This window comes from Chromatiales bacterium (assembly GCA_014323925.1).
In the GTDB taxonomy this organism is placed as follows: Bacteria; Pseudomonadota; Gammaproteobacteria; order Poriferisulfidales; family Oxydemutatoraceae; genus SP5GCR1.
Genome location: JACONC010000011.1, coordinates 13,880 through 35,431, shown reverse-complemented (window position 1 = coordinate 35,431; position 21,552 = coordinate 13,880). Strand labels below are relative to the sequence as shown.

The 21,552-nt window shown below is 44.6% G+C and carries 19 protein-coding genes and 1 tRNA gene; 4 read left to right on the top strand and 16 right to left on the bottom strand.

Annotated features, from left to right (window positions below; translation table 11 throughout):
• Window positions 1-44: 44 nt before the first annotated feature.
• From ligA to smc, 3 genes are read right to left on the bottom strand one after another with little or no spacing between them, the layout of a single operon-like run.
• The gene (gene ligA / locus GDA45_05735) at window positions 45-2,051 is read right to left on the bottom strand and encodes an NAD-dependent DNA ligase LigA (GenBank protein MBC6414364.1); all 2,007 of its coding nucleotides are present in this window, start codon (window positions 2,049-2,051) and stop codon (window positions 45-47) included.
• A 50-nt stretch (window positions 2,052-2,101) separates the two neighbouring features.
• The gene (locus GDA45_05730; protein ID MBC6414363.1) at window positions 2,102-2,845 is read right to left on the bottom strand and encodes a cell division protein ZipA C-terminal FtsZ-binding domain-containing protein; all 744 of its coding nucleotides are present in this window, start codon (window positions 2,843-2,845) and stop codon (window positions 2,102-2,104) included.
• Window positions 2,842-6,333 (bottom strand): chromosome segregation protein SMC, encoded by a 3,492-nt coding sequence (gene smc, locus GDA45_05725; protein ID MBC6414362.1) that lies wholly within the window; start codon window positions 6,331-6,333, stop codon window positions 2,842-2,844. Before smc ends, GDA45_05730 begins: the two co-directional genes overlap by 4 nt.
• A 36-nt stretch (window positions 6,334-6,369) precedes the next feature.
• Between smc and queF the strand changes: the two genes are divergently transcribed.
• Window positions 6,370-6,759 carry an NADPH-dependent 7-cyano-7-deazaguanine reductase QueF gene (gene queF, locus GDA45_05720; protein ID MBC6414361.1) on the top strand — a complete coding sequence of 130 codons (390 nt, stop codon included), beginning with the start codon at window positions 6,370-6,372 and terminating at the stop codon, window positions 6,757-6,759.
• A gap of 12 nt (window positions 6,760-6,771) precedes the next feature.
• A tRNA-Arg gene (locus GDA45_05715) sits at window positions 6,772-6,848 on the top strand.
• A 115-nt stretch (window positions 6,849-6,963) separates the two neighbouring features.
• On the opposite strand, the gene GDA45_05710 is transcribed toward GDA45_05715, so the two are convergent.
• The 7 genes from GDA45_05710 to rpe all read right to left on the bottom strand — a co-directional run bounded on the left by GDA45_05710 (window position 6,964) and on the right by rpe (window position 13,790).
• On the bottom strand, window positions 6,964-7,431 hold the full coding sequence (locus tag GDA45_05710; protein MBC6414360.1) for a hypothetical protein: 468 nt from the start codon (window positions 7,429-7,431) through the stop codon (window positions 6,964-6,966).
• A 2-nt stretch (window positions 7,432-7,433) separates the two neighbouring features.
• Window positions 7,434-8,798: an ATP-binding protein gene (locus GDA45_05705; GenBank protein ID MBC6414359.1), complete on the bottom strand. Its 1,365-nt coding sequence runs from the start codon at window positions 8,796-8,798 to the stop codon at window positions 7,434-7,436.
• A gap of 415 nt (window positions 8,799-9,213) precedes the next feature.
• A complete protein-coding gene (trpC, locus tag GDA45_05700; protein ID MBC6414358.1) occupies window positions 9,214-10,035 on the bottom strand; it encodes an indole-3-glycerol phosphate synthase TrpC in 822 nt (273 codons plus the stop codon).
• A complete protein-coding gene (gene trpD, locus GDA45_05695; protein MBC6414357.1) occupies window positions 10,028-11,056 on the bottom strand; it encodes an anthranilate phosphoribosyltransferase in 1,029 nt (342 codons plus the stop codon). Before trpD ends, trpC begins: the two co-directional genes overlap by 8 nt.
• Window positions 11,046-11,627, bottom strand: a complete 582-nt coding sequence (locus GDA45_05690) for an aminodeoxychorismate/anthranilate synthase component II (GenBank protein ID MBC6414356.1) — start codon at window positions 11,625-11,627, stop codon at window positions 11,046-11,048. Before GDA45_05690 ends, trpD begins: the two co-directional genes overlap by 11 nt.
• Window positions 11,628-11,637: 10 nt before the next feature.
• The gene (locus GDA45_05685) at window positions 11,638-13,113 is read right to left on the bottom strand and encodes an anthranilate synthase component I (protein ID MBC6414355.1); all 1,476 of its coding nucleotides are present in this window, start codon (window positions 13,111-13,113) and stop codon (window positions 11,638-11,640) included.
• A 2-nt stretch (window positions 13,114-13,115) separates the two neighbouring features.
• The gene (rpe, locus tag GDA45_05680; GenBank protein MBC6414354.1) at window positions 13,116-13,790 is read right to left on the bottom strand and encodes a ribulose-phosphate 3-epimerase; all 675 of its coding nucleotides are present in this window, start codon (window positions 13,788-13,790) and stop codon (window positions 13,116-13,118) included.
• Between the two features lie 57 nt (window positions 13,791-13,847).
• Between rpe and GDA45_05675 the strand changes: the two genes are divergently transcribed.
• Window positions 13,848-14,171, top strand: coding sequence for a hypothetical protein (locus tag GDA45_05675; protein ID MBC6414353.1), 324 nt, complete (start codon window positions 13,848-13,850; stop codon window positions 14,169-14,171).
• On the opposite strand, the gene aroE is transcribed toward GDA45_05675, so the two are convergent.
• Genes aroE through GDA45_05655 form a run of 4 tightly spaced genes read right to left on the bottom strand, consistent with a single transcriptional unit; the run spans window position 14,105 to window position 17,455 of the window.
• Window positions 14,105-14,935 (bottom strand): shikimate dehydrogenase, encoded by an 831-nt coding sequence (gene aroE, locus GDA45_05670; protein MBC6414352.1) that lies wholly within the window; start codon window positions 14,933-14,935, stop codon window positions 14,105-14,107. The two genes, GDA45_05675 and aroE, sit on opposite strands and share 67 nt — an antisense overlap.
• On the bottom strand, window positions 14,928-15,926 hold the full coding sequence (hemB, locus tag GDA45_05665; GenBank protein ID MBC6414351.1) for a porphobilinogen synthase: 999 nt from the start codon (window positions 15,924-15,926) through the stop codon (window positions 14,928-14,930). The genes aroE and hemB overlap by 8 nt, the downstream gene beginning before the upstream one ends.
• Window positions 15,927-15,931: 5 nt before the next feature.
• Window positions 15,932-16,855 carry an oxygen-dependent coproporphyrinogen oxidase gene (hemF, locus tag GDA45_05660; GenBank protein MBC6414350.1) on the bottom strand — a complete coding sequence of 308 codons (924 nt, stop codon included), beginning with the start codon at window positions 16,853-16,855 and terminating at the stop codon, window positions 15,932-15,934.
• A gap of 42 nt (window positions 16,856-16,897) precedes the next feature.
• Window positions 16,898-17,455, bottom strand: a complete 558-nt coding sequence (locus GDA45_05655; GenBank protein ID MBC6414349.1) for a threonylcarbamoyl-AMP synthase — start codon at window positions 17,453-17,455, stop codon at window positions 16,898-16,900.
• Between the two features lie 273 nt (window positions 17,456-17,728).
• On the opposite strand from GDA45_05655, the gene argH reads away from it, so the two are divergent.
• Window positions 17,729-19,117, top strand: a complete 1,389-nt coding sequence (gene argH, locus GDA45_05650; GenBank protein ID MBC6414348.1) for an argininosuccinate lyase — start codon at window positions 17,729-17,731, stop codon at window positions 19,115-19,117.
• Between the two features lie 47 nt (window positions 19,118-19,164).
• On the opposite strand, the gene GDA45_05645 is transcribed toward argH, so the two are convergent.
• Window positions 19,165-20,079, bottom strand: coding sequence for a CfrBI family restriction endonuclease (locus GDA45_05645; protein MBC6414347.1), 915 nt, complete (start codon window positions 20,077-20,079; stop codon window positions 19,165-19,167).
• Window positions 20,076-21,470 (bottom strand): HEAT repeat domain-containing protein, encoded by a 1,395-nt coding sequence (locus tag GDA45_05640; GenBank protein ID MBC6414346.1) that lies wholly within the window; start codon window positions 21,468-21,470, stop codon window positions 20,076-20,078. Before GDA45_05640 ends, GDA45_05645 begins: the two co-directional genes overlap by 4 nt.
• Window positions 21,471-21,552 lie beyond the last annotated feature (82 nt).

The following is a 21,552-nucleotide window of genomic DNA, read 5'->3' as shown; positions in this document are numbered from 1 at the left end:
CAACTCATCGCAAATCGGCTAGCAAAATACTAACAGATTATATTCTATGAGTCCTGCAATTTATGCTCTAGTTGGGTTTCGTTGATAACCGCTATGCCTAAGGCTTCGGCTTTGCCGAGTTTGGCACCGGGCTTGTCGCCGATAATCAAGGCAGTAGTCTCTTTTGAGATATTAGAGACGACTTTAGCTCCGTGTTGTTGTAATAGTTGTTTGATTTGCTCTCTAGGCTTACTCAATGTGCCACTGACAACATAGATTTCACCAGCGAGTTTTAGACTGCTTTCAGGTGTTTGGGTTTCGTCTATAACCACACCTGCCTTTTTTAATGCAGTTATAATTGAACGGTTCTTACTATCGCTAAAAAATGTGTGTATCCATTGCGCAGTAATGGATCCTATCCCCTCAATTTCACATAGTTCTGATTCATCAGCAACCATCAACTTGTCTAAGCTACCAAAATGGTCAGCCAGCAGCTGTGCGGTAACTTCACCCACTTCACGTATGCCCAATGCATAAATAAATCTTGCCAGTTTCGGTTTAGTGCTTTCTTTCACAGCTGTTAATAATTTGTCGGCACTGAGCTCCCCCATTTTATCGAGCGAAGCTATATCGTTGCGGTTGAGCTTATATAAATCAGCGATGTTTTGCACCCACCCCTTATCCACCAACTGCTCAATGAGTTTTGCACCCAGTCCTTCTATATCCATCGCCGAGCGTGATACAAAATGTTGTATCTGTTGTTTGCGCTGCGCCGGGCAGCTCAAGCTTTCTATACACCGAACGATCGCCTCTTCAACTTGGGTAACCACTTGTCCACCGCATACTGGACACTGTGTCGGTGGCGTTATCGCTACGCTAGCCTGAGGTCTTTTATCAATCACCACTTTGACGATTTGAGGTATCACATCGCCAGCACGCCTTACAAAAACAGTATCACCGACGCGTACATCTTTGCGATTCACCTCATCAATATTGTGTAGTGTCGCATTACTCACCATAACGCCACCGACTGATACTGGCTTGAGACGGGCAACCGGAGTTAATGCACCAGTCCTACCTACTTGAAATTCGACAGCTTCAACGATTGTTGTTCGCTCCTGAGCAGGAAACTTATAGGCGATCGCCCAACGTGGTGCCCTAGAACGCATACCCAATAGATCTCGGTCGGCGAGATTATCCAACTTATAAACGACGCCGTCTATTTCATAAGCCAATTCAGACCTACGCGCCATGACTTTGTTATAGAAATCCAAGCACGCGGTTAATCCTGTTACTCTTTTGGTGTCGGGTGATATAGGAATACCCCAAGCTGCTATTCGTCGTAGACTTTCTATATGCGAAGACAACAGGTCACAACCTTCGCTTTGACCGATACCGTAGCAAAAAAAAGATAGATGTCGGCCAGCGACTACTTGCGGATCCTTATTTCTTAAACTACCGGCAGCAGCGTTGCGCGGATTGGCAAAAACTTTAGCTGATTCCTTTTGCAAGCGAGCATTCAACTGGTCGAAATCATTGCGCTGCATATAGACTTCTCCTCGTAGTTCAACGAGTACAGGTGGTTTCGCAACCTTCAGGGATTGCGGTATTGTAGCAATTTCGCAGATATTTAAGGTAACATCCTCGCCGCTATAACCATCACCGCGAGTGGCAGCGGTCGTTAGAATACCGTTGGTATAGGTAAGTGATATGGCCAAGCCGTCGAGCTTAGGTTCGGCACTATAAACAATCTCATCGCTTTCTAGTGCTTCTTGCATGCGCTTATCAAACTGCTTAAAATCGTCCTGATTTTGTGCATTATCCAGCGATAACATGGGTATTCGGTGCGCCACCGTTGCAAAAAGCCTACCGCTGGGTGCCCCGACGCGCTGAGTCGGTGAGTCCACAGTTTGCAGTTTGGGGTGAGCTTTTTCTAGTTCTTGCAGTTCCTTGAGTAGTGCGTCGTACTCTTGATCGGCAATGATCGGATCATCTAGATTATAGTAAAGATGATTGTGCTTGTTAATCTGCCAACGCAACCACGCAACTCTATCGGAAAGTTTTCGTGACATTAGAACTCAGCCAGTACTAGCAGTGGTTTGCAAATATCTACGCAATGTCTTTATACGGAATTATGCTGCTCATCAATCGTCCGACACAAGCGGTATATATCATCAATGCTTTTTTGTGTTATGGGTTTATGATTTTCGGTGCGGATTTCTCCTTTGAGCGCATTGGCAAATCTCTGTGCGCAAGCGTACATCAATGAAAAGGCTTCGTAAGCCGAGAAAAATGTCGGTAGTTTTATAAATAGGCTTACGCCTTGGGTTTTAAATTGCTTCATCTTATCCCACTCAAAAGTTCCTGGTTCGGTTTTATTGGCGACATGAAATAACGGAACGGTGCTGTTACTTTGGTGAAAATACTGAAAGATATTTGTATCAGTGGCTGTTAAGCCGGCCTGCTCGGCAACCTCCATCAATTGGTCGCCTTGCCAATATTGCCCTGAGTGTGCCCATACATGCAATATAACAAGTGTGGTGGCGGTACGCTCAGGAGGTTTCTCCAGAGGCTGCTCAATTTCAAGGGGCTTGGTCTCTTCAGGTTTGCTATGCTTGTTGGGTTCTGATAGTTTAGTCTTACCCAACAATTCACCGTCAAATTTTATTTTAGAATAATCGTTCCGCAATGAAGGGATGGCGGTGGCTTTTATTTTTTTGTCGGACACCAGAGGGTTGCTAGGCGGCGAACTGCGGGGTGACTCTTTTTCGTTCTTAGAATGGGACTGATATCTACTATAGGCGTAGACTGCTAAAATAATGACTACTCCGATGATTATCAACAACCAACGCAATTCAGCCATCATGCACCTGCCATTTGTGCGGCTTCTTCGACATTCACTGAGACCAACCTTGAAACGCCGGGTTCGGCCATCGTAACACCAATTAAAGAATCAACATTTTCCATCGTCAAGCGGCTGTGGGTAATAATCATAAACTGCACACGGTTACTCAGATCTTTTATCAGTGTGCAAAAATTTAATATATTATTTTCATCTAAGGGCGCATCTACTTCGTCTAGTATACAGAAAGGCGCCGGGCGCAACTCAAAAATAGCGAAGATAACGGCAAGTGCCGCCAGTGCTTTCTCCCCTCCCGATAACAAGCGTATAGAAGATAGTTTCTTGCCTGGTGGGGATACCATAATTGATACACCACTCTCTAGCCAATTTTGCTCGACCAGTTCCAATCTGGCATAACCTCCTTTGAATAAACGCTTGAACAGTGTGCTAAGTTTATCGTTGATTTGTTCAAAAGTATGTTTAAATTTTTCCTTGCTTTCGCGATCTATCTTGTTTATCGCTTGCGCTAATGTTTCCAGAGCCGACACCAGGTCTTGATTCTGGCTATCCAAATATTCCTTGCGCTCTTTCAGTTCCTCAAACTCCTCTATGGCGATTAAGTTAATAGAACCCATACGGCTAATCTTCCTCTCAATCTTTTCAAGGTCGGTGCGTACTTGCGTCAAATCTTGTTGTACTTCATTACCGTCGGGTTGGTCAAAGACAAAATCATATTCTGCTAATTTGTCACGCAGATCACTACACCGTGCAACTTCTGCTTGATGCGTGCCGTGTAGTTGCTCGCGCTCTGCATGCATATCTTCCTTAGCTTCGTTCAACAATTTATAGCGTGTTTCAAATTCTTGTATTGTAGATTGATTGTCTTTTAATGTCTGGTTACATTGGCTGATTGTCGCTTCTATCGTTTCTCGTTTATTAATCAAGCTGGCTATCTCGGCCTGTCGTTGGACAATAGGGTTGCTAGAGCTTTGCGATGCCTTCTGCATTGACCGATGACGGTGTATCAAATCTGCGTGTTGTTGCCGGCCTTGCTCAATAGCTTCGTCCAATCCCTTAAGTTCGGTGGTTAAAGAATGTTGCTCGATCTCTATTTGATGCAGTTGCTGCTGTTGTTCGGCAAGGTCGCTTCGGGTTTCGGCAACCGCTTCCTCGCTTGCTATACGCTGTTGTTCTAATGCGCTACCGCTGCTATCGTGTCCTGATGCTGATGCCGATGCCCGTTGATAGTCTTTTTGTAGAGCATCGTGCTGTCCCTGTATAGTGCTTTCGCGTTCGCTTAGCTGGGTTAATTCCTTATCCAAGTCGCGTATTAGATCATCTTGTTGTTTGATTTTGATTGTGTCCTGCTGGATGTGCAATTTCAGATCAGATATTTCATTCATACTGCGCGACAGTTGTAGTTGTATTTGCCCTCGTTGTTCTTCGCAGGACTGCAGACGAGTGCGCAACGATGTCGTGTCCGCTTGCCGAGCGGCTACTCTTTCCTCGGCAATTGCTATCTCGCTCTGCAGTTGTTCTATTTCTCGGCGCCGCGATAAGGCACCACTCTGCTCGTGGTTGCGCTGCAAGCGCAACCAGTGCTTAGCCACCCATAAGCCATCGCTGGTTACCAGAGACTCGTGGTCAGCAAGTTGGGATCGTTGTTGCATCGCTTGTTGCGCATGATCTACTATATAAATGTTTGCCAATAGAGCTTTTATCGTAGCACTGTTTTTAATTTTATGGGCGAGAGAATCAGCCCGCATTTTACTGGCAGACTCTGCAGATTCAAGCATCGCCAATCGCCCCGCGGTTATCGTCGCAGACGCTTCTATATAACTATCCAGTGCTTCCACCTCGACGCTATTCAACATATAACCAAGCACCTGCTCGACGACTTGCTCCCAACCTTCATCTACTTCTAAATAATCGGCTATTTTTGTAGCGTTCTGCAAATTATGTTTTTGCAGCCAATCGTTAAAGTCGCCTGGTACTTGACGAATCTCCTCCTCTTGCAAAGCCTTCAGCGACGCAAGTTTGCCATGTAAATCTTGCACCAGAACGCTTGCTGCGTGGGTTTCTTTCATAGCATTATCAATCTGAGATTGCAGTTGTGCCATCTGCTGAGGGTGTTCTTGCAGCCGTTGCTCGTGTTGAGAGAAAGCCTGTTGCAAGGTTTGCAGTTGTTGCTCTTTTTGTCTGAGTTGCGCTTTTGTAGCATCGGGTTGTATCGCCGCCTTGCGTTGCGTGATTGCCTGGCGGTGAACCTTTATATTATCCAATTCCTTTAAGCAATAATCTATCTTGACACGATAAACCTCTACATTATCCAACGCCTTTTTACCGCTGGTGTGATGGCTATCCCACTCAAATCTCAGTTGGGTCTGTTTGCGTTCCGCTGATTCAAGTTGCTGTTCATAGCTGGTCATCTTTTGTTGCGCCTTTACTATAGCTTGCTCTATATCTTGTAGCTTGTACTGTAATTGAGAATGTCTTTGTTGCTGTTCGCTATCGCGCGTCTCACACCTTTGTATCGCTTGCTCTATTGCTGTTTGTTCGGCAGATAATTGCTCGGCGCTTTTGCGGCGATTTGCGATGTCTTGCTCTATACCTGCAATCTCGGCGTTAAGCGCATAGAAATTCTCGCGGGTTTGGTTGAGTTTGTCATTCCACTCATCTTGTGACAGACGAAGCGCTTGGATGCGGGTCTCCAGCGTAGTCATTTCGGTTTGATTGCTGTCTTGCTTCAATCGCAGTTCGGATAATTTTTCCGCGTAGTGCAGACTTTGCTCTTCGTGTTGCTTATATTCCAAAGCAAGCACCCGAATAGTCAATTTTTGTTGATTTGCTTTTAAGTCCTTAAATCTTTCAGCATCTTTAGCTTGTCGTTTGAGCTTTCCGAGCTGCTTGTCAAGCTCCTCACCAATATCGCGAACCCGTGCAAGATTGTCACGAGTATGACGCATACGAAGCTCTGCATCTCGTTTGCGCTCCCGATATTTGGATATGCCGGCAACCTCCTCTATATAAAGTCTCATTTCATCCGGTTTAGCTTCAATGAGACGAGAGATCATACCCTGCTCTATAATCGCATAACCATTCGGTCCTAAACCAGTGTCGGCAAAAATATCGTGTATGTCGCGCCGCCGACAGCGCGTGTTATTGATGTAGTATTTAGATTCTCTGCTACGGTCAACACTGCGTCTTATAGAAATCTCGTTGTATGTAGCATACTTACCACCGCCAGTGTTATCGCTGTTATCAAACAATAATTCTATGGCTGCCAAGCCCAAAGCTTTACGTTCACCAGTACCACTGAATATTACATCGTCGGCATAAGCGGCACGAACCTCGCGGGCATCGTGTCCCAGTGCCCAATTGACCGCATCAACGATATTAGATTTACCGCAGCCGTTAGGACCCACGATAGCGGTCATGTTTGATACAATATCAATTGTTACTTGATCTGGAAAAGACTTAAATCCAACTAACTTTATCTTTTCAAGTTTCATTTTCTTATACAAAATAGACAACTAAGGTTAAAAGCTATGCCAAATCGTAACCCAAGCAAAAATATAGAAACTTTCGATAACCCTAGAATTGATAGGGATTATACCATTGATATAGATATTCCTGAGTTTACTTGTCTGTGTCCGTTAACCGGACAACCAGATTTTGCACATCTGTATTTGCACTACAAGCCGGATAAATTATGCATAGAATTGAAAAGCCTGAAAAACTATATGTGGTCATTTAGGAACAAACAAGCATTCCACGAGGCAATCAGCAATGAGATATTGGATCATCTGTGCCGAGCCATTGAGCCTAGATTTATGCAACTAACTGCGGATTTTAATATACGCGGCGGCATACAGACCTCAGTGACGGTAGAACACTACCAAGATGGCTATTTCGCCGACGACACTGATCTGCCGTAAAATAATGACCGTGCCCCTGTAGCTCAGCTGGATAGAGCAACGCTCTCCTAAAGCGTGGGTCGGATGTTCGAATCATCTCAGGGGCGCCACAATAAACCGCACGGTTCTAAACACAATCACCGTGCCGACAAATTAACTAAGCTAAACGAAGTTGCGTGATGAACACTGATGAAGCCAACACTGATATTGATAATTCTAAAATCTCTAGCTGGGACAATTATTGCTATCTAGAAGATCTTTGACATCTTTATGGCTTGTAGTTGTACGGATAATACGCCCTCTTCGTATAATTTTAGGGTTCTTAAAATCTTCCCCTAAATTTCTGTCATCAGATACCAACAACTCAGTGTCAGAGGCTCTAGCTAGAGCAAGTATAGGGAGATCTTTCTCGTTAGATCTAATACTAATTTCGCCTTGCTCTTTTTTATTCTTTAAATCGGCTTCAGCGGCACTGAATCTTTCTGTAGAAACCTTCTTGAACCAATCATTCTTGAGATATTGACTGATAAGTGGCTTAAACTTGTCAAACTTGTTGTATTCAGCCAGAAAGACACCTTGTGGAGCAATTAGCTTTATTTTGTTCTTCTCTATTCTATTCCTCAGTAGTTTTAGAGCCTCATCATTTCCTTTAACATAATCGGGAAGGCGATTGGTGTCTATAATCACACACACAATTAGTCATCCCACCCTAATAATCTATGGGCTTCTTGCAAAAAGAACTTACGATAGCCATCAGGCGGATATTCTTTAAAGTTAGCTTCCTCATCAAAGCATAAATTATGCACTGCTACATCTCCCCTTTTTGATTCTAAGTAAATCAGCGAAACATCGTCTGGCGCTATGTTGCCGCGCATAATTTCAATACGCGCGCGGTCAATCAGATAGTCGCTATGCGTTTCTATAATAAAGCTATTATTTTGCGGTTTTGTCAGCTTGACCAATAAAGAGGTCAGCGCTGCTTGTGCTTTAGGATGCAGATGGACTTCCGGTTGTTGCATTAAAAATTGGGATTCAGTTGCCATGAGTACACGCGTCACAATCGGTAATATCTGGCTTACACCATAACCGACATCTATTAAATTCGTAGCCTGTGCGCCTCTGATTTTAAATTGCAGCTGGAATGGATTGCTCAGAGACCTACCCAGATTTCTGACCTGAATATCAGTGAATAATCCAGAACTTTTGCCGAATTTTACTAGCTTTTCTTTTAATTGATTCCATTTCTCCTTTTCTCCAAAGGACAATCTTCGCAATATTAAGGGAATCTCATGACCGTACGGAGTTTCATCATCAAATAAAGGATCATAAGTCCTGTGCGGTTCAGAGCGTATAGGTGCAAAACCGTATAGGTTAAGAGAGAGGCGTAATACATCCCATACCTTATCCGATACCTTATCCCATACCTTATCTGTAAAAAATTGCAAAACCTCTTCCTCTTCGGAATTAACTGATGTTTCTCCGACTTGACGATGGTCACGGGCAGATAATTTGGCATCATGCTTTATACGCTGCAGATAATAAAACCCCCGAGAAAATGATAGAGAGTGCTGAACATATGTCGGAAGTAAAATTTTTAAGACCTTCTTAGAACCTTTATGGTCTATTTTAGGTCTGGGTGAGTCCTCGTTGTCATCGCTACTAGAGGGGATGAATATTATTTCTCTATCAGAGAATGTCATACCTATTTGTTTTATAACCGGAGTTGCACTATCAGATTGCTCGCCCAGAGTAATTCGTAATTCGTGTTTTAATGCCTTCTCATCGGAATCGAATTCAAAACCCAGTTCAAACTCAGTATTTTTAGGTGTTGCTCTTCTGGCGATGTTTGTAAAACCTCCCATTTCAAAAGGCTCCCATTGAAAGTTTATTGAAGGCCCTTGCCCGCCGATATATCGGCCTATTGCATGGATACACCCTAGGACAGTTGATTTGCCGGTGCTATTTTCTCCTATCAAGAAAGTCAAGGGACGTATATTGAATTCTTTCTCGCCTTTGAAGCAGCGAACATCGCTTAAGAAGAATTTATTCAGTTTCAGCATTGTCTTTACCTATAATCAGTAGCCATAAAATATACTGATCTAATCTCAGAGAACATGACTGCTTTCAGGAATATACTGGTTAACCTGAAATGAGCAGACAACATACTGATGTACTCTAGTTTATGCATTGTCAAATATCTCTTCGTTTTTGATTGACTATTAGTTGACTATTCTTGGTCATCATTCTATGCCTTTTTATTAAAAGCCCAAATAGCACTTGCTGATCGGCAAACACTTAAACCAAGCATAACGAACCGAAAATCATTTTTCAACATATTTCCGACGAACGGTAAAATGCGCCGATGAAAAATATTGTGAATAGGTAGCTTATTGTGCTGGCATCACTATCAATGCACTCAATATCAACTGATAAAACGGTGTGATTTTTAGCGGTTGATTCTAGCGGTTTGTCTGCTCAGTACGGGCGGCGAGTGCCTCCGAGCAATTCGATGAGCTTCTCCTGTCGGTTTGCGGCGGTCATCAGAGCTTCACCTATCAGGCAGGCATGGATGTTGTGTTGTGCCAGTCGTTGAATATCGTCGGGTGTATTGATGCCGCTTTCACTAATGACGATTTTGTCTTCAGCTACTGATGCGGCGAGCTCAATGCTGATTCCTATATCAGTTTTGAAAGTATGGAGATTACGATTGTTGATGCCTATCAGCTCTATTCCGTCAATGGTTAGTGCGCGCTGCAGTTCCGCTTGGTCGTGTATTTCCACCAACACATCCATGTTGAGTTCGCGCGCCTTTGCATGGAGGCTTTGTAGCTGTGCGTCGTCAGGCAAAGCGGCGACTATGAGTAGTATACAGTCGGCACCCAGTGCACGACTTTCGTAGATTTGGTATTCGTCAATGATGAAATCCTTTTGCAGTGTCGGTAGCATACAGTGGCGGCGCACTAGGTCTAATATAGCACCTGAGCCTTTAAAGAATTTTTTATCGGTGAGAACCGACAGGCAAGTCGCACCAGCCATCATATAATCGCGAGCTATATCGAGTGGATTGAAATCTACACACAGCGTGCCTTTGCTGGGGGATGCGCGTTTAATCTCGGCGATGATTGCGGTTTTTTTATTCTTCACGCGTGCTTTTAGGCTATGCGCAAACCCACGCGGTGCACCTTGTTCTTGTGCATACTCTTTGAGTAGGTCTATGCCACGCTGCTTGCGCAACTCAGCAACCTGTTGCTGTTTATATGCTAGTATCTCAGAGAGTAGCGATCGCTGTTCAGACATACTTTTGTGCTTCCGTTCTACTCACCTCAATCAATGCTTGCAATTTATCCGTTGCTCGCTGATCTCGCATCGCATCCATTGCCATCGCCGCACCTTCTTTTAAGTCAGACGCAAGCTGTGCAATATAGAGTGCTGCTGCAGCATTCATTGCTATCGCCTGAGAGGCTGGGGTATCTCCTTTTAGTGCCATTTGCAATGTCTGTAGGCTGTGTTCAGGTGATGTGGCTTTGATTGCCGAAAGTTCTATAGGACTATAACCAAAATCCTCTGGAGTCACTGTATAGCTTCGGGTTTCACCATTGATAATTTCTACCACATGGGTGGTAGCGGCGGGACTAATCTCATCCAATCCCTCTTCAGAGTGCAATGTCATCACTCGCGCAACACCCAGTGCCGATGCCGCTTGTGCCATAGCGGCGAGCCATGCTTTATCAAATACCCCAATGACTTTATAAGGTGGGCGAGCGGGATTAGTCAGTGGACCTAACAGATTAAATAGTGTGCGCACGCCCAGTGATTTGCGAATACCGATTACATGGCGCATCGCCGGATGAAAATTAGGTGCGAATAAAAACCCTATGCCGACTTTTGCTATACACGCCTGCACTGCGGGTACTGGCAGGTCTATGGTTACACCCGCCAACTCTAAGCAATCAGCACTGCCGCAGTGGCTTGAAACCGAACGGTTTCCGTGCTTTGCCACTATCGCCCCAGCTGCGGCAGCCACCAAAGCCGAACCAGTTGATATATTAAAAGTATCGGCGCCGTCGCCGCCAGTGCCGCAGGTGTCCACTAAGTGTTCTCCTGCTATCTCCACAGGTAGCGCAAAATCAAGCATAGTTTGCGCAGCCACAGTCAACTCCTCGATGCTTTCACCTTTCGCGCGTAGTGCTATCAGCACGGCGCCGGCTTGCACAGCATCAATGTCACCTTGCATCAGCGCATTCATAAAAGCCTGCATCTCCTGAGCCTCTAAGCTATACCCATCAACCAGTTTATTTATCAATCGGCTAAACTGCATCTTTCAAAAAATTGCTCAGTAATTTATGTCCGTGCTCAGTCAATATGGATTCCGGATGAAACTGTACGCCCACCGTGGGATAACTGCGATGGCGCACTCCCATAATCTCCTCTGGTTGATGATCTACTTCGGTCCAGGCATTTACCTCTAAACACTCAGGTAAAGAAGTCTTTTCTATGACCAACGAGTGGTAGCGAGTTGCTTGAAAAGGACTATCTATGTCCACGAACAAACCGGTTGTGTGATGATAAATCTGCGAAGTTTTGCCGTGCATAATCCGCTGTGCATGACTTATCGTGCCACCGAAAGCTTGAGCAATGGCTTGATGACCTAAACACACGCCCAAAATCGGAATCTGTTCGGCAAAATGTTTGATCACTGAAAGCGAGATCCCTGCAGAATCGGGTGTGCCAGGTCCGGGAGAAATTAAGATACGCTGCGGTTTGAGTTCGTGTATCGCTTTTATATCGGTTTGGTCGTTGCGCACAACCTGAGTATCAACACCTAACTCGCCTAAATACTGTACCAAGTTATAAGTGAAAGAATCGTAATTATCTATAACCAATATCATCGTTTCGTCCTCAAGCAAAATCTTTTGCCATGCGCGCCGCCGCCAATAGCACATCCGCTTTGTTCATCGTCTCTAGCCATTCTTTTTGCGGTTGTGAATCGTAAACCAGCCCTGCTCCAGTTTGCACAAATAAGGTTTGTTCTTTGATGACCGCAGTGCGTATCGCAATCGCAAGATCCATGATACCGTTCCAACCTATATAGCCGACTGCACCTGAGTAGATATTACGCTTAACCGGTTCGAGTTCGGCGATAATCTCCATCGCCCGCACTTTGGGTGCTCCGGTGACGGTGCCCGCCGGAAAGGTCGCGCGCAAGACTTCCACGGCACTGGTGTTCGGGGAGGCAACACCCACCACATTGGAGACGATATGCATCACATGCGAGTAGCGTTCTATCAACATTTTATCGGTAACCTGAACGCTACCGACTTTAGCAACGCGTCCCAAATCGTTGCGACCTAAATCTATCAACATTAAATGTTCGGCAAGTTCTTTATCATCTGACAACAGCTCTTTCTCCAAGCGTAAGTCTTCAGCATCAGTCTCGCCACGCCGACGAGTGCCGGCAATCGGTCTAAGGGTCAATTGTTCGGTTTCTTTACGAACCAGAATTTCTGGTGACGAACCGACAATGTTGAATTCATCTAAATTGAAATAAAACATATAAGGCGACGGATTCAAACGACGCAGGGCACGATATAAATTAAATGCATTACATTCAAAAGGCGCCTGCATACGCTGTGACAGCGCAACCTGCATCACCTCGCCGTCGATAATATAACGGCGACATTTTTCTACCGCATCCATATAATCCGACTGCGTAAAGCCAAAGCTAAAGTCCCGCTCATTCGGTACTTGCACAGCAACGGACGGCAATGAGACAGAGGGTGTGCGCAACCGCCCTTCCAGTTCTTGGATAGTATCCAATGCTTGTTGGTAGCCGTCTTCGTGCGATGTGTCGGCATAGACTATCAAAGACAACATACCTCTGAGATTGTCGATGACCGCAATCTGCATAGATACCATCAGGAATATATCCGGCGTTGCCAACTCATCAGGTTTTTTAAGGGTTGCCGTTGCTAATTTAGGCTCTATGTAACACGCCGTCTCATAGCTAAAATAACCGACCAAGCCACCGCAAAAGCGCGGCAGTGATTTGCTTTGTGCGATGTTAAAAGTAGCTAGGTAATCCTCTACCCACGACAGCGGATTAGATACCTCTTGCTGCATACTTAAACAGCCACCCTCGTATAAACTCACGGTGAGATGATTGACCTGAATATAATTTGAACAACTCATCCCGATAATTGAATACCTACCCCAATACCGTCCTTCGTCTGCAGACTCGAGCAGATAACTGTTGGGACTGTTCGCCAGTTTTAGATAAACGCCAACCGGGGTATCCAAATCGGCCGGCAGTTCCCGTACGAGCGGGATATGCGTATAACCTTGTGCCGCCAATCGTTGGTATTCGTTGTGGTCAATCATCAGGTGGTGTTGGCATTATCTATACGCTCGCGCATCTCGGCAATAGTGCGACGATAATCGTTGCTGCCGAAGATCGCCGATCCAGCAACAAAAGTGTCGGCGCCAGCGGCTTTTATCTCAGCAATATTTTCAACTTTGATGCCACCGTCTACTTCCAAGCGAACTGATGTGGTGTGGCAGTTTAATAACTCACGCGTTTGCTTAATTTTATCAACAACCGAAGGAATGAATTGCTGAGCGGCGCGCCCCGGCACTACCGACATTAACAAAACCATATCTACATAGTCTATAAACTGTTCCAGTGCATCAACTGGCACATCAGGGTTGAATACCAAACCACTTCGGCAACCTTGTTCGCGAATTAATCGTAGGCTGTGCTCGCAGTCGTCGCTTGCCTCACCGTGGAAACTAATGTAATCGGCACCAGCAGAGGCAAAATCAATAATCAATCTATCTACTGGTTGTACCATCAGATGCACATCTATAGGGGCAGTGATACCGTAATCACGCAATGACTTACAGACCATAGGTCCGAAAGTCAAATTAGGCACATAGTGATTGTCCATCACATCAAAATGAATCATATCGGCGCCAGCATCCAGCACTGCGGCAACATCCGCTCCCAGACGGGCAAAATCAGCAGATAATATAGATGGACAGATCAAATCTTTCATTACTTTAATCGCTTTGCTTTACAAACAAGTATAGGAGAAACCAATAAGGTGGCTATTATGACACAGGATAACGCCGTTTGTTGCAGTAGCGCAGGATACCGCCGTTTGCTGCGGTGGCACAGGATACCGCCGTTTGTTGCAGTGGCACAAACGGCCTGCCTTGTGCATAACCTCAGCCATGTTGCTTTATACAGAGACTCCGATATCAGACCCTGCCTTGTGCATAACCTCAGCCATGTCGCTATATGCGGAGATTCCGATATCAGATCCGCCGTTTGTTGCAGTGGCAAACACGGCCGGCTTGCCAAAGGTGGCTATAAATCGCCGCGCAAAGTGTCAATGACTGGTCTTATTTGTGGTGCCACACCACGCCATAAATAGAACGATTCAGCCGCTTGTGCAACCAGCATACCCAATCCGTCAAATACCGTATCTACGCCTAAATCAATCAACCAATTCATAAACGCAGTGGGCTTGGCTCGATAAACCAAGTCGTAACCCCATTGGGTTTGTAAAGAACTTGGTAAGGCCGGCACCTCATCATAGAGACTCGCTGAGGTTGCATTGATAATACCGTCAAAGTGCCGGTCGGCAAGTTCCTCAAAAGTGTATAGTTTTATATCGCTTAGCTGGCTGAACTCTTTAACCAGAGCAGCGGCGCGATCAACATGGCGATTCGCAATAGCAAGCTGCGATACATTTGCTTGCAATAATGGTGCAATGATACCGCGAGCGGCACCCCCGGCACCAACTATCAGAATTGTTTTGCCGGCTAATTCAATGCGACAGTATTCAAGCAAATCTTTAATTAAACCAATGCCGTCGGTATTGTCGCCGTATAGTACTTCCGCATTGTGTATAAACAGTGTGTTGGACGCTTTTGCCAGACGCGCTTGCGGACTTATAGTCGTTGCGATACGACACGCTTGCTCCTTAAACGGCAAAGTGATGTTTGCGCCTTTGGCACCGCGGCGGATAAATCCTTGCAGGGTAGCGTTAAAGCTATCAGCAGCCGACTCAACGAGTTCATAGCGCATTGCCTGCTCGGTTTGTTTAGCAAAATAGTTATGTACGACTGGCGAAATACTATGCTTGACCGGCGACCCGATCAGCCCGTATAGGTCTTTCTCAAGAGGGTCATTCATCCTTGTCGGCAAGCCACATTGCAACTGTTTTTGCATAGTAGGTCAAAATCGCATCGGCACCGGCTCGTTTAATTGCGTATAGGCTCTCCATTACGCAGTCTTGCTCGGATAAGTAGCCTTGCCCAGTTGCAGATTTCAGCAGTGCGTATTCGCCACTCACTTGGTAGGCAAATAGTGGAATCTCAAAGCGATCTTTGACTCGTCGAATAATATCGAGATAAGGCAACGCTGGTTTTATCATTACCATATCGGCACCTTCTTGTATATCCAGCCGCACCTCAGCTAAGGCTTCGTCGGCATTCGCAGGATCCATCTGGTAGGTTTTTTTATCGGCTGAACCAAGATTTTGTAGCGAGCCTACGGCTTCTCTAAAAGGACCGTAAAAAGCCGATGCGTATTTAGCAGAGTATGCCAATATCATCGTCTCCGTATAACCATTCGCTTCTAATATCTCTCTGATTTTACCAATACGCCCGTCCATCATATCCGAAGGTGCAACCATATCGGCGCCGGCCTCAGCGTGCGACAAAGCCTGCTTGCATAATACCTGCACGGTCTCGTCGTTAACTACATAGCCGTCTCGAGTCAAACCATCTTGCCCGTCTGCAGTGAAAGGATCCAGCGCAACATCAGTGATAACACCTACTTCAGGCACTTCGGTTTTCAATATGCGTATCGCACGCTGCATCAATCCTTGATGGTTATAGGCTTCGGATGCTTGCCTACTTTTGAGTGCTTTAGGTACTACCGGAAATAAAGCAACTGCCGGAATACCCAGTTCGCGCAATAATTTTGTTTCTTGAACTACTAAATCTATAGAGAGGCGGTTGATCCCCGGCATTGCCAAAATAGGCTCCGAGACCTGTTCTCCTTCGGTCACAAATATCGGATATATTAAATCATCGACAGTCAAAGTAGTCTCGCGTAACAGCCGCCGACTAAACTCCCACCGACGGCTACGACGCATTCTGGTTTTAGGATACTCTTGCATGATCGCTATTCATCGTTCGTATTTTTCACTCCCAGCCAATCCCGCGGTTTTAGGTAATTGACATACAAATCCTCTTCGGCACTACCGTGTTCGGGCTGCCAATCGTAGTGCCACCTTACTTGCGGCGGTAGCGACATCAATATAGATTCTACGCGCCCACCGGATTGTAAGCCGAACAAAGTACCACGATCGTAAACCAAATTAAATTCCACATAACGACCGCGTCTATATAGTTGGAACTCTCGTTGCCTCTTATCGTGCGGGGTCTGATAACGCCGATCGACGATAACTGGGTAAATTGTAGCAAAACTATCGCCGATACTACGCATAAAAGAGAAACACTTATCAAAACCCCATTCGTTCAGATTATCAAAAAACAAGCCACCTACCCCGCGGGTCTCAGCACGATGTTTAATATAGAAATATTCGTCGCACCACTTTTTATAACGATTATACACATCATCGCCGAACGGCGCACACGCCGAATGTGCTGCCCGATGCCAATCTACCACATCCTCGCGATAAGGATAATAAGGCGTTAAATCGTAGCCACCGCCAAACCACCAGTGCGACACATTGGCGGTATCGTCCAACTTGAAGAAGCGCAGATTACAATGCACGGTAGGCACATGAGGATTCAACGGGTGAACGACTATGGATATTCCGGTCGCTTCAAACGCCCCGTCGACAGATCGCGCAGCGGTTTCCGACAGCGCCGCCGGCGGTAGCTTATCACCATGGACATATGAAAAATTAACCCCTGCCCTCTCCAAAACCTGTCCACCAGAAAATATATGCGTACGCCCTTTACCCAGCTTGCTATGCCAAGGATCTTCGGTGAAAGATGCATTTTCTTCGAATTGGCTCAACACACGACATAGTCGGCTTTGCAATCCGAGTAGATAATCAGTCACCGATTCTATGTTCATATCAAAAGGGTAGCACTAATTACGCGATAGAACAAACAACAACTATCGTAGCCGTTGGCCACTCATTGCATCGCGAATAACCGTCGGATTGCCGTCGAGGTCGGAGACCTTAGCGTTGACGATATAATCAATCTTATCCTTGAATGTAGCTGCAACCGCTTGCCATGTTTTAGCCGGTGCTTGGCCGCTGATATTGGCACTGGTGGAAACCAATGCGTGTCCGCAAAGTTTAGATAGCTCAGCTGCAACAGGGTGGGCAGTTACTCGCACCGCGATACCGGCTTCCCTATCACAAAGCCAACGCGGACACAATTCTGTGGCTGGAAATATCCATGTATAAGGTCCTGGCCAACTGCTACGGATAGGTTGCCAACGAGATGCATCTATAGTTGCACAAAAAGGACGCAGATGGGAGAAGTCGTCGGCTATTAGAATATAGCTTTTATCAGGCGGTCGTTCTTTTATTACCGATAAACGATGCACAGCTTGCTCGTTCATAGGGTTGCAACCCAAACCGTATACTGCTTCGGTCGGATAGGCGACAATTCCTCCTCGATTAATCGTATCGCGCGCGTTTAGTAATTGTTCGTGTATATTCATTGTCTACAACTTGCTGTTCGGCTCTAGATCCCTAGTTAGATGTCGCCATCTAGTTTATCTTAATTCAAGCTAATACCCTTTAGATTGACACTCTTTAGATTACAACAGCTGCATATCATGCTAAACAAAGACGAATAAGACAAAAGCCCCATCAGTCATACTCAAGCATAACTTGTATTAAGCAAAAATAAGTAGCTGAGTGTCGCACGGAATATATCGATGCCTCGCTCGACATGGTTTATAATCTCCATTGTTAAATAAACGATAACAACAATGAGCAAAGAACATACTAAAAGCAAATTGTGGAGCGGACGTTTTACTGAAACCACTGAGCGGCAAGTCGAACTTTTTACTGCATCGCTAGAATACGATAGGCGTTTTTACGCGGAGGATATAGAAGCCTCTACTGCGCATGTCAAAGTATTGCTGAAGGCGCAGGTATTAACTGAGCAAGAAGCAGAATCTCTGATTGCCGGCTTAGCGCAAATCAAAAAAGAAATAACCGAAGGTCGTTTTAATTACGATACCTCGCTTGAAGACATACACATGAATATAGAGGCTTGCTTGATAGAGCGATTGGGTGATGTAGGCAAGAAATTACATACCGGCCGTTCGCGTAATGATCAGGTGGCAACCGACTTTAGACTTTATCTACGCGGTCAAATAGATTTATTGCTAGAAAAAATACACCAACTGCAGCGAGGTCTGCTTGAACTCGCCGAGCGCGAAGCGGAAACCGTGATGCCGGCTTACACGCATCTGCAGGTCGCTCAACCGATCTCTTTCGGTCATCATCTGTTGGCTTGGTTCGAGATGCTAAAGCGCGATGTTGCCCGCCTTAAGGATACCCGTAAACGGGTCAATGTGTTACCGTTGGGAAGTGCTGCTTGCGCTGGTACCGTATATGATCTGGACAGACGCTATGCCGCCGAATTACTGGGCTTTGACGCGATATCGGATAATTCCTTGGATGCGGTCTCAGACCGCGACTTTGCCGTCGAGTTCTGCTCGTGTTGTGCACTACTGCTGTCGCATTTGTCGCGAGTGTGCGAAGAACTAGTGCTATGGTCGTCGCAACAGTTTGATTTCGTCACACTGGCAGAACGCTTTTGCACTGGGTCATCGATTATGCCGCAGAAGAAAAACCCTGATGTAGCCGAACTGATACGCGGCAAAAGTAGCCGCACAAGTGGTGCATTGGTAGCGCTATTGATGTTGATGAAAGGACAACCTTTGGCGTATAACCGCGACAATCAAGAAGACAAAGCGATAGTCTATGAAGCGCTAGACGCAACTTTACCGTCCGTTGTGATACTCGCCGAACTGATACCGACTATCAAAGCCAATCGTGCAAAAATGTTAGAAGCTGCGCAGAGTGGCTTTTCTACGGCAACAGATCTAGCCGACTATTTGGTTGGTAAAAAAGTGCCCTTTCGCGACGCACACCGTATAGTCGGACAGGCGGTCAAGCTCGCTGTGCAGCAGGACTGTGCGCTGGATGCTCTGCCGATAGAACAATTACAAGCACTGCATCCGACACTGGATAGTAGTGCACTTAAAGTATTAAATCCTAAAACCGCAATACAAAATAAACGCACGCACGGCGGCACTGCCGGCGTCCGCCAACGAATTGCCGATGCTCGCGCTTATCTCGATGTATAGAGATAGCTTGGTATAGAGATAGCTTGAAATGGATAAACACGCCTTAATTATGTAAATATTTCATTGAATATCTGTTCAATGCGACTATCTACATCCTTAAAATTATTATCAGTAAAAGGAATCTTAAGTTTTCTAAGTACGGTTGCGAACCTGTGAAAGCCATTGTTATCTCTTAAAGCAACCCACTCTACGCCGAGGCTATTTAGTTGTGCCTTATTAGTATCCGACAATTTATCAGCTACAAAAACTTTACTACCTCTCGCTATCACAGCATCCGCGCTCTCCGGATTGCCTTTTCCTATCAATTTTACTTCGCACTTAAATTCCGCATCACCTCGTAATAAGTAGAAATCAACTTCCCTATCAAAATCATCTCTGTGGTCTGCATTTGATATGTGCATTCGATAATTGTTAGATGAAACCTCGTACAGCTTACATAAGGTTAGCATTAACGGTTTCTCAACTCGCTTCCCTGCCGTACTCCACAAACCACCTCTTATCGCAGCCCTTTTTACGGCCAATGTATTAACAACTACCAGTGTTTCACTCACATTCAACTCAACACTAACTTCATTAAATTTTAGAGTTAATTTCAATTCCATCCCATCTTCTGCATCAATAAGAGATTCAATCAAGTTATACAAGGTATCATAATGATCATCGGCGGCATTTATAACTATTTCCTTTTTCCCAGAGTTAAACATATTGACTATAGTCTTCATATTCAAACCAGAATTTATTGCTAGCTCTTTGGCAGGAAGTGCAGAATCTAAAAGTTCTTTTTTGTACCAATCTACAGTTATATCTTGATTATTTAATTTAGCTGCGATAATTTTTTTGAAAAATTCTATCGTGAATTGTAAAAACACAGCATCTATAAGACTGATGATTTCTATTCTATAGTCCTCGCTTTTAAGCAGTTTTTTTATTATGTTTTTTATAACTTGTTCCGTTAGGGTCATATTTTGATAGTATTCTTATATTCCTTTAGAGTTAAAAATGTGCTTCTGCTTTCCTCTTTTTCTAATAAACCACCCTCTTTGGAATAAAGGGATTTCATATAATGGAAATACTTAGGTTCTTTTTCGGTAAGGAAAAAAAATCTACCAAGACTTTTAGCAACTCTGCCTAAAGTACCACTTCCAGCAAACGGGTCAAAAATCAAATCACCCTGATAGGAATAATACTCTATAACTCGCTTACATAAAGCGGTAGGGAAAACTGCCGAATGAACTTTGTTATAGACAGGGTCAATTTTCCATACATTAGATGTTTCGTAACCGTCCTTCACTTTACTTTTGTTAACAGTGTCCGAGTCGTATTGGCGAATATTCCAGTCTATTAATTTATCGGTTTTCTTTCTATAAACCATCAAATACTCAGTCACAGCATTCGGCTTATATGCTAAAGGCTTTCTGTGCTGTAAAAAGCCTGCATTTCTATTTTTAACGCTTGACTCAGGTTTTTCCCAAACTATATCGTCAATGAACTCCCAACCTATAGGAACTAAAAAATTATGAATATCAAACGGTATTGGATACCGCGTACTGGAGTGTTGACGGCTTACTCTCGGAATAATAATCGGAGATGTATTGACTATCAGAAAACGGCCTTCCTTAGTTTTATCATAGGTCTTGCTAAAGACTTGTTCTAGAAAATTCAGATATTCTTGATAACTTTTATAAATAGAATAGTCTCTGGCGTTGTAATACGGAGGAGAAGTAAAAGTGAGATGAAAGCTCTCGTCTGGAACTAACTGTAATATCTCTCTCACATCACCAGATACAATTACATTTTTCAAGAAAGCATAGGATTCCGGGTGAGCCTGCTGAGTCCGCTTTCCTGAATTTTTTGAGAAATATTCTTTTTCAATTATCTTTTGTACCATCTCGTTAGGATGTTTCGCACATTTTTTAAGCTCATCAGCAACCTGAGGATCTGCTTTAAAAACCAGAAGACCTCTAATCGCTTGTAATACAACTTTAGGATCGGCATCACCGAGAAATTGAATCAAAATAGGAAGAATCCTCTTATCCCTAATCCTACCAATAGAAGAAATTGCTTCTCTTCTAACTTCGGTTGATTCGTCCTCCTTAGCTACTTTCTCTAAAATATTCAAATTTTTTATTCTTTTGGTCTTGCCTAATGTCTTAACCGACCAGAAACGGATTTTTTGATTGGGATCAGCTACTAAAGGTATAATACAACTATCATTGAAGCAAATAGGCAAACGACCTAAACCTCGTAAAATAGAAAGAATCTCTCCGGACTCAGTACAGTCAGTAAATATGTTCACCGAACTTTCGGGTGCCTTTTTTCGGTGACCTTTTATAGGTTCTTTAGTAGGTTCCATTGAATGCCAGCACAAAGTTCGGTTCTGATAACCATAGTGTCTTCTTGTTTAGCCTTTATTTCAAGCATCATTTCATACAATT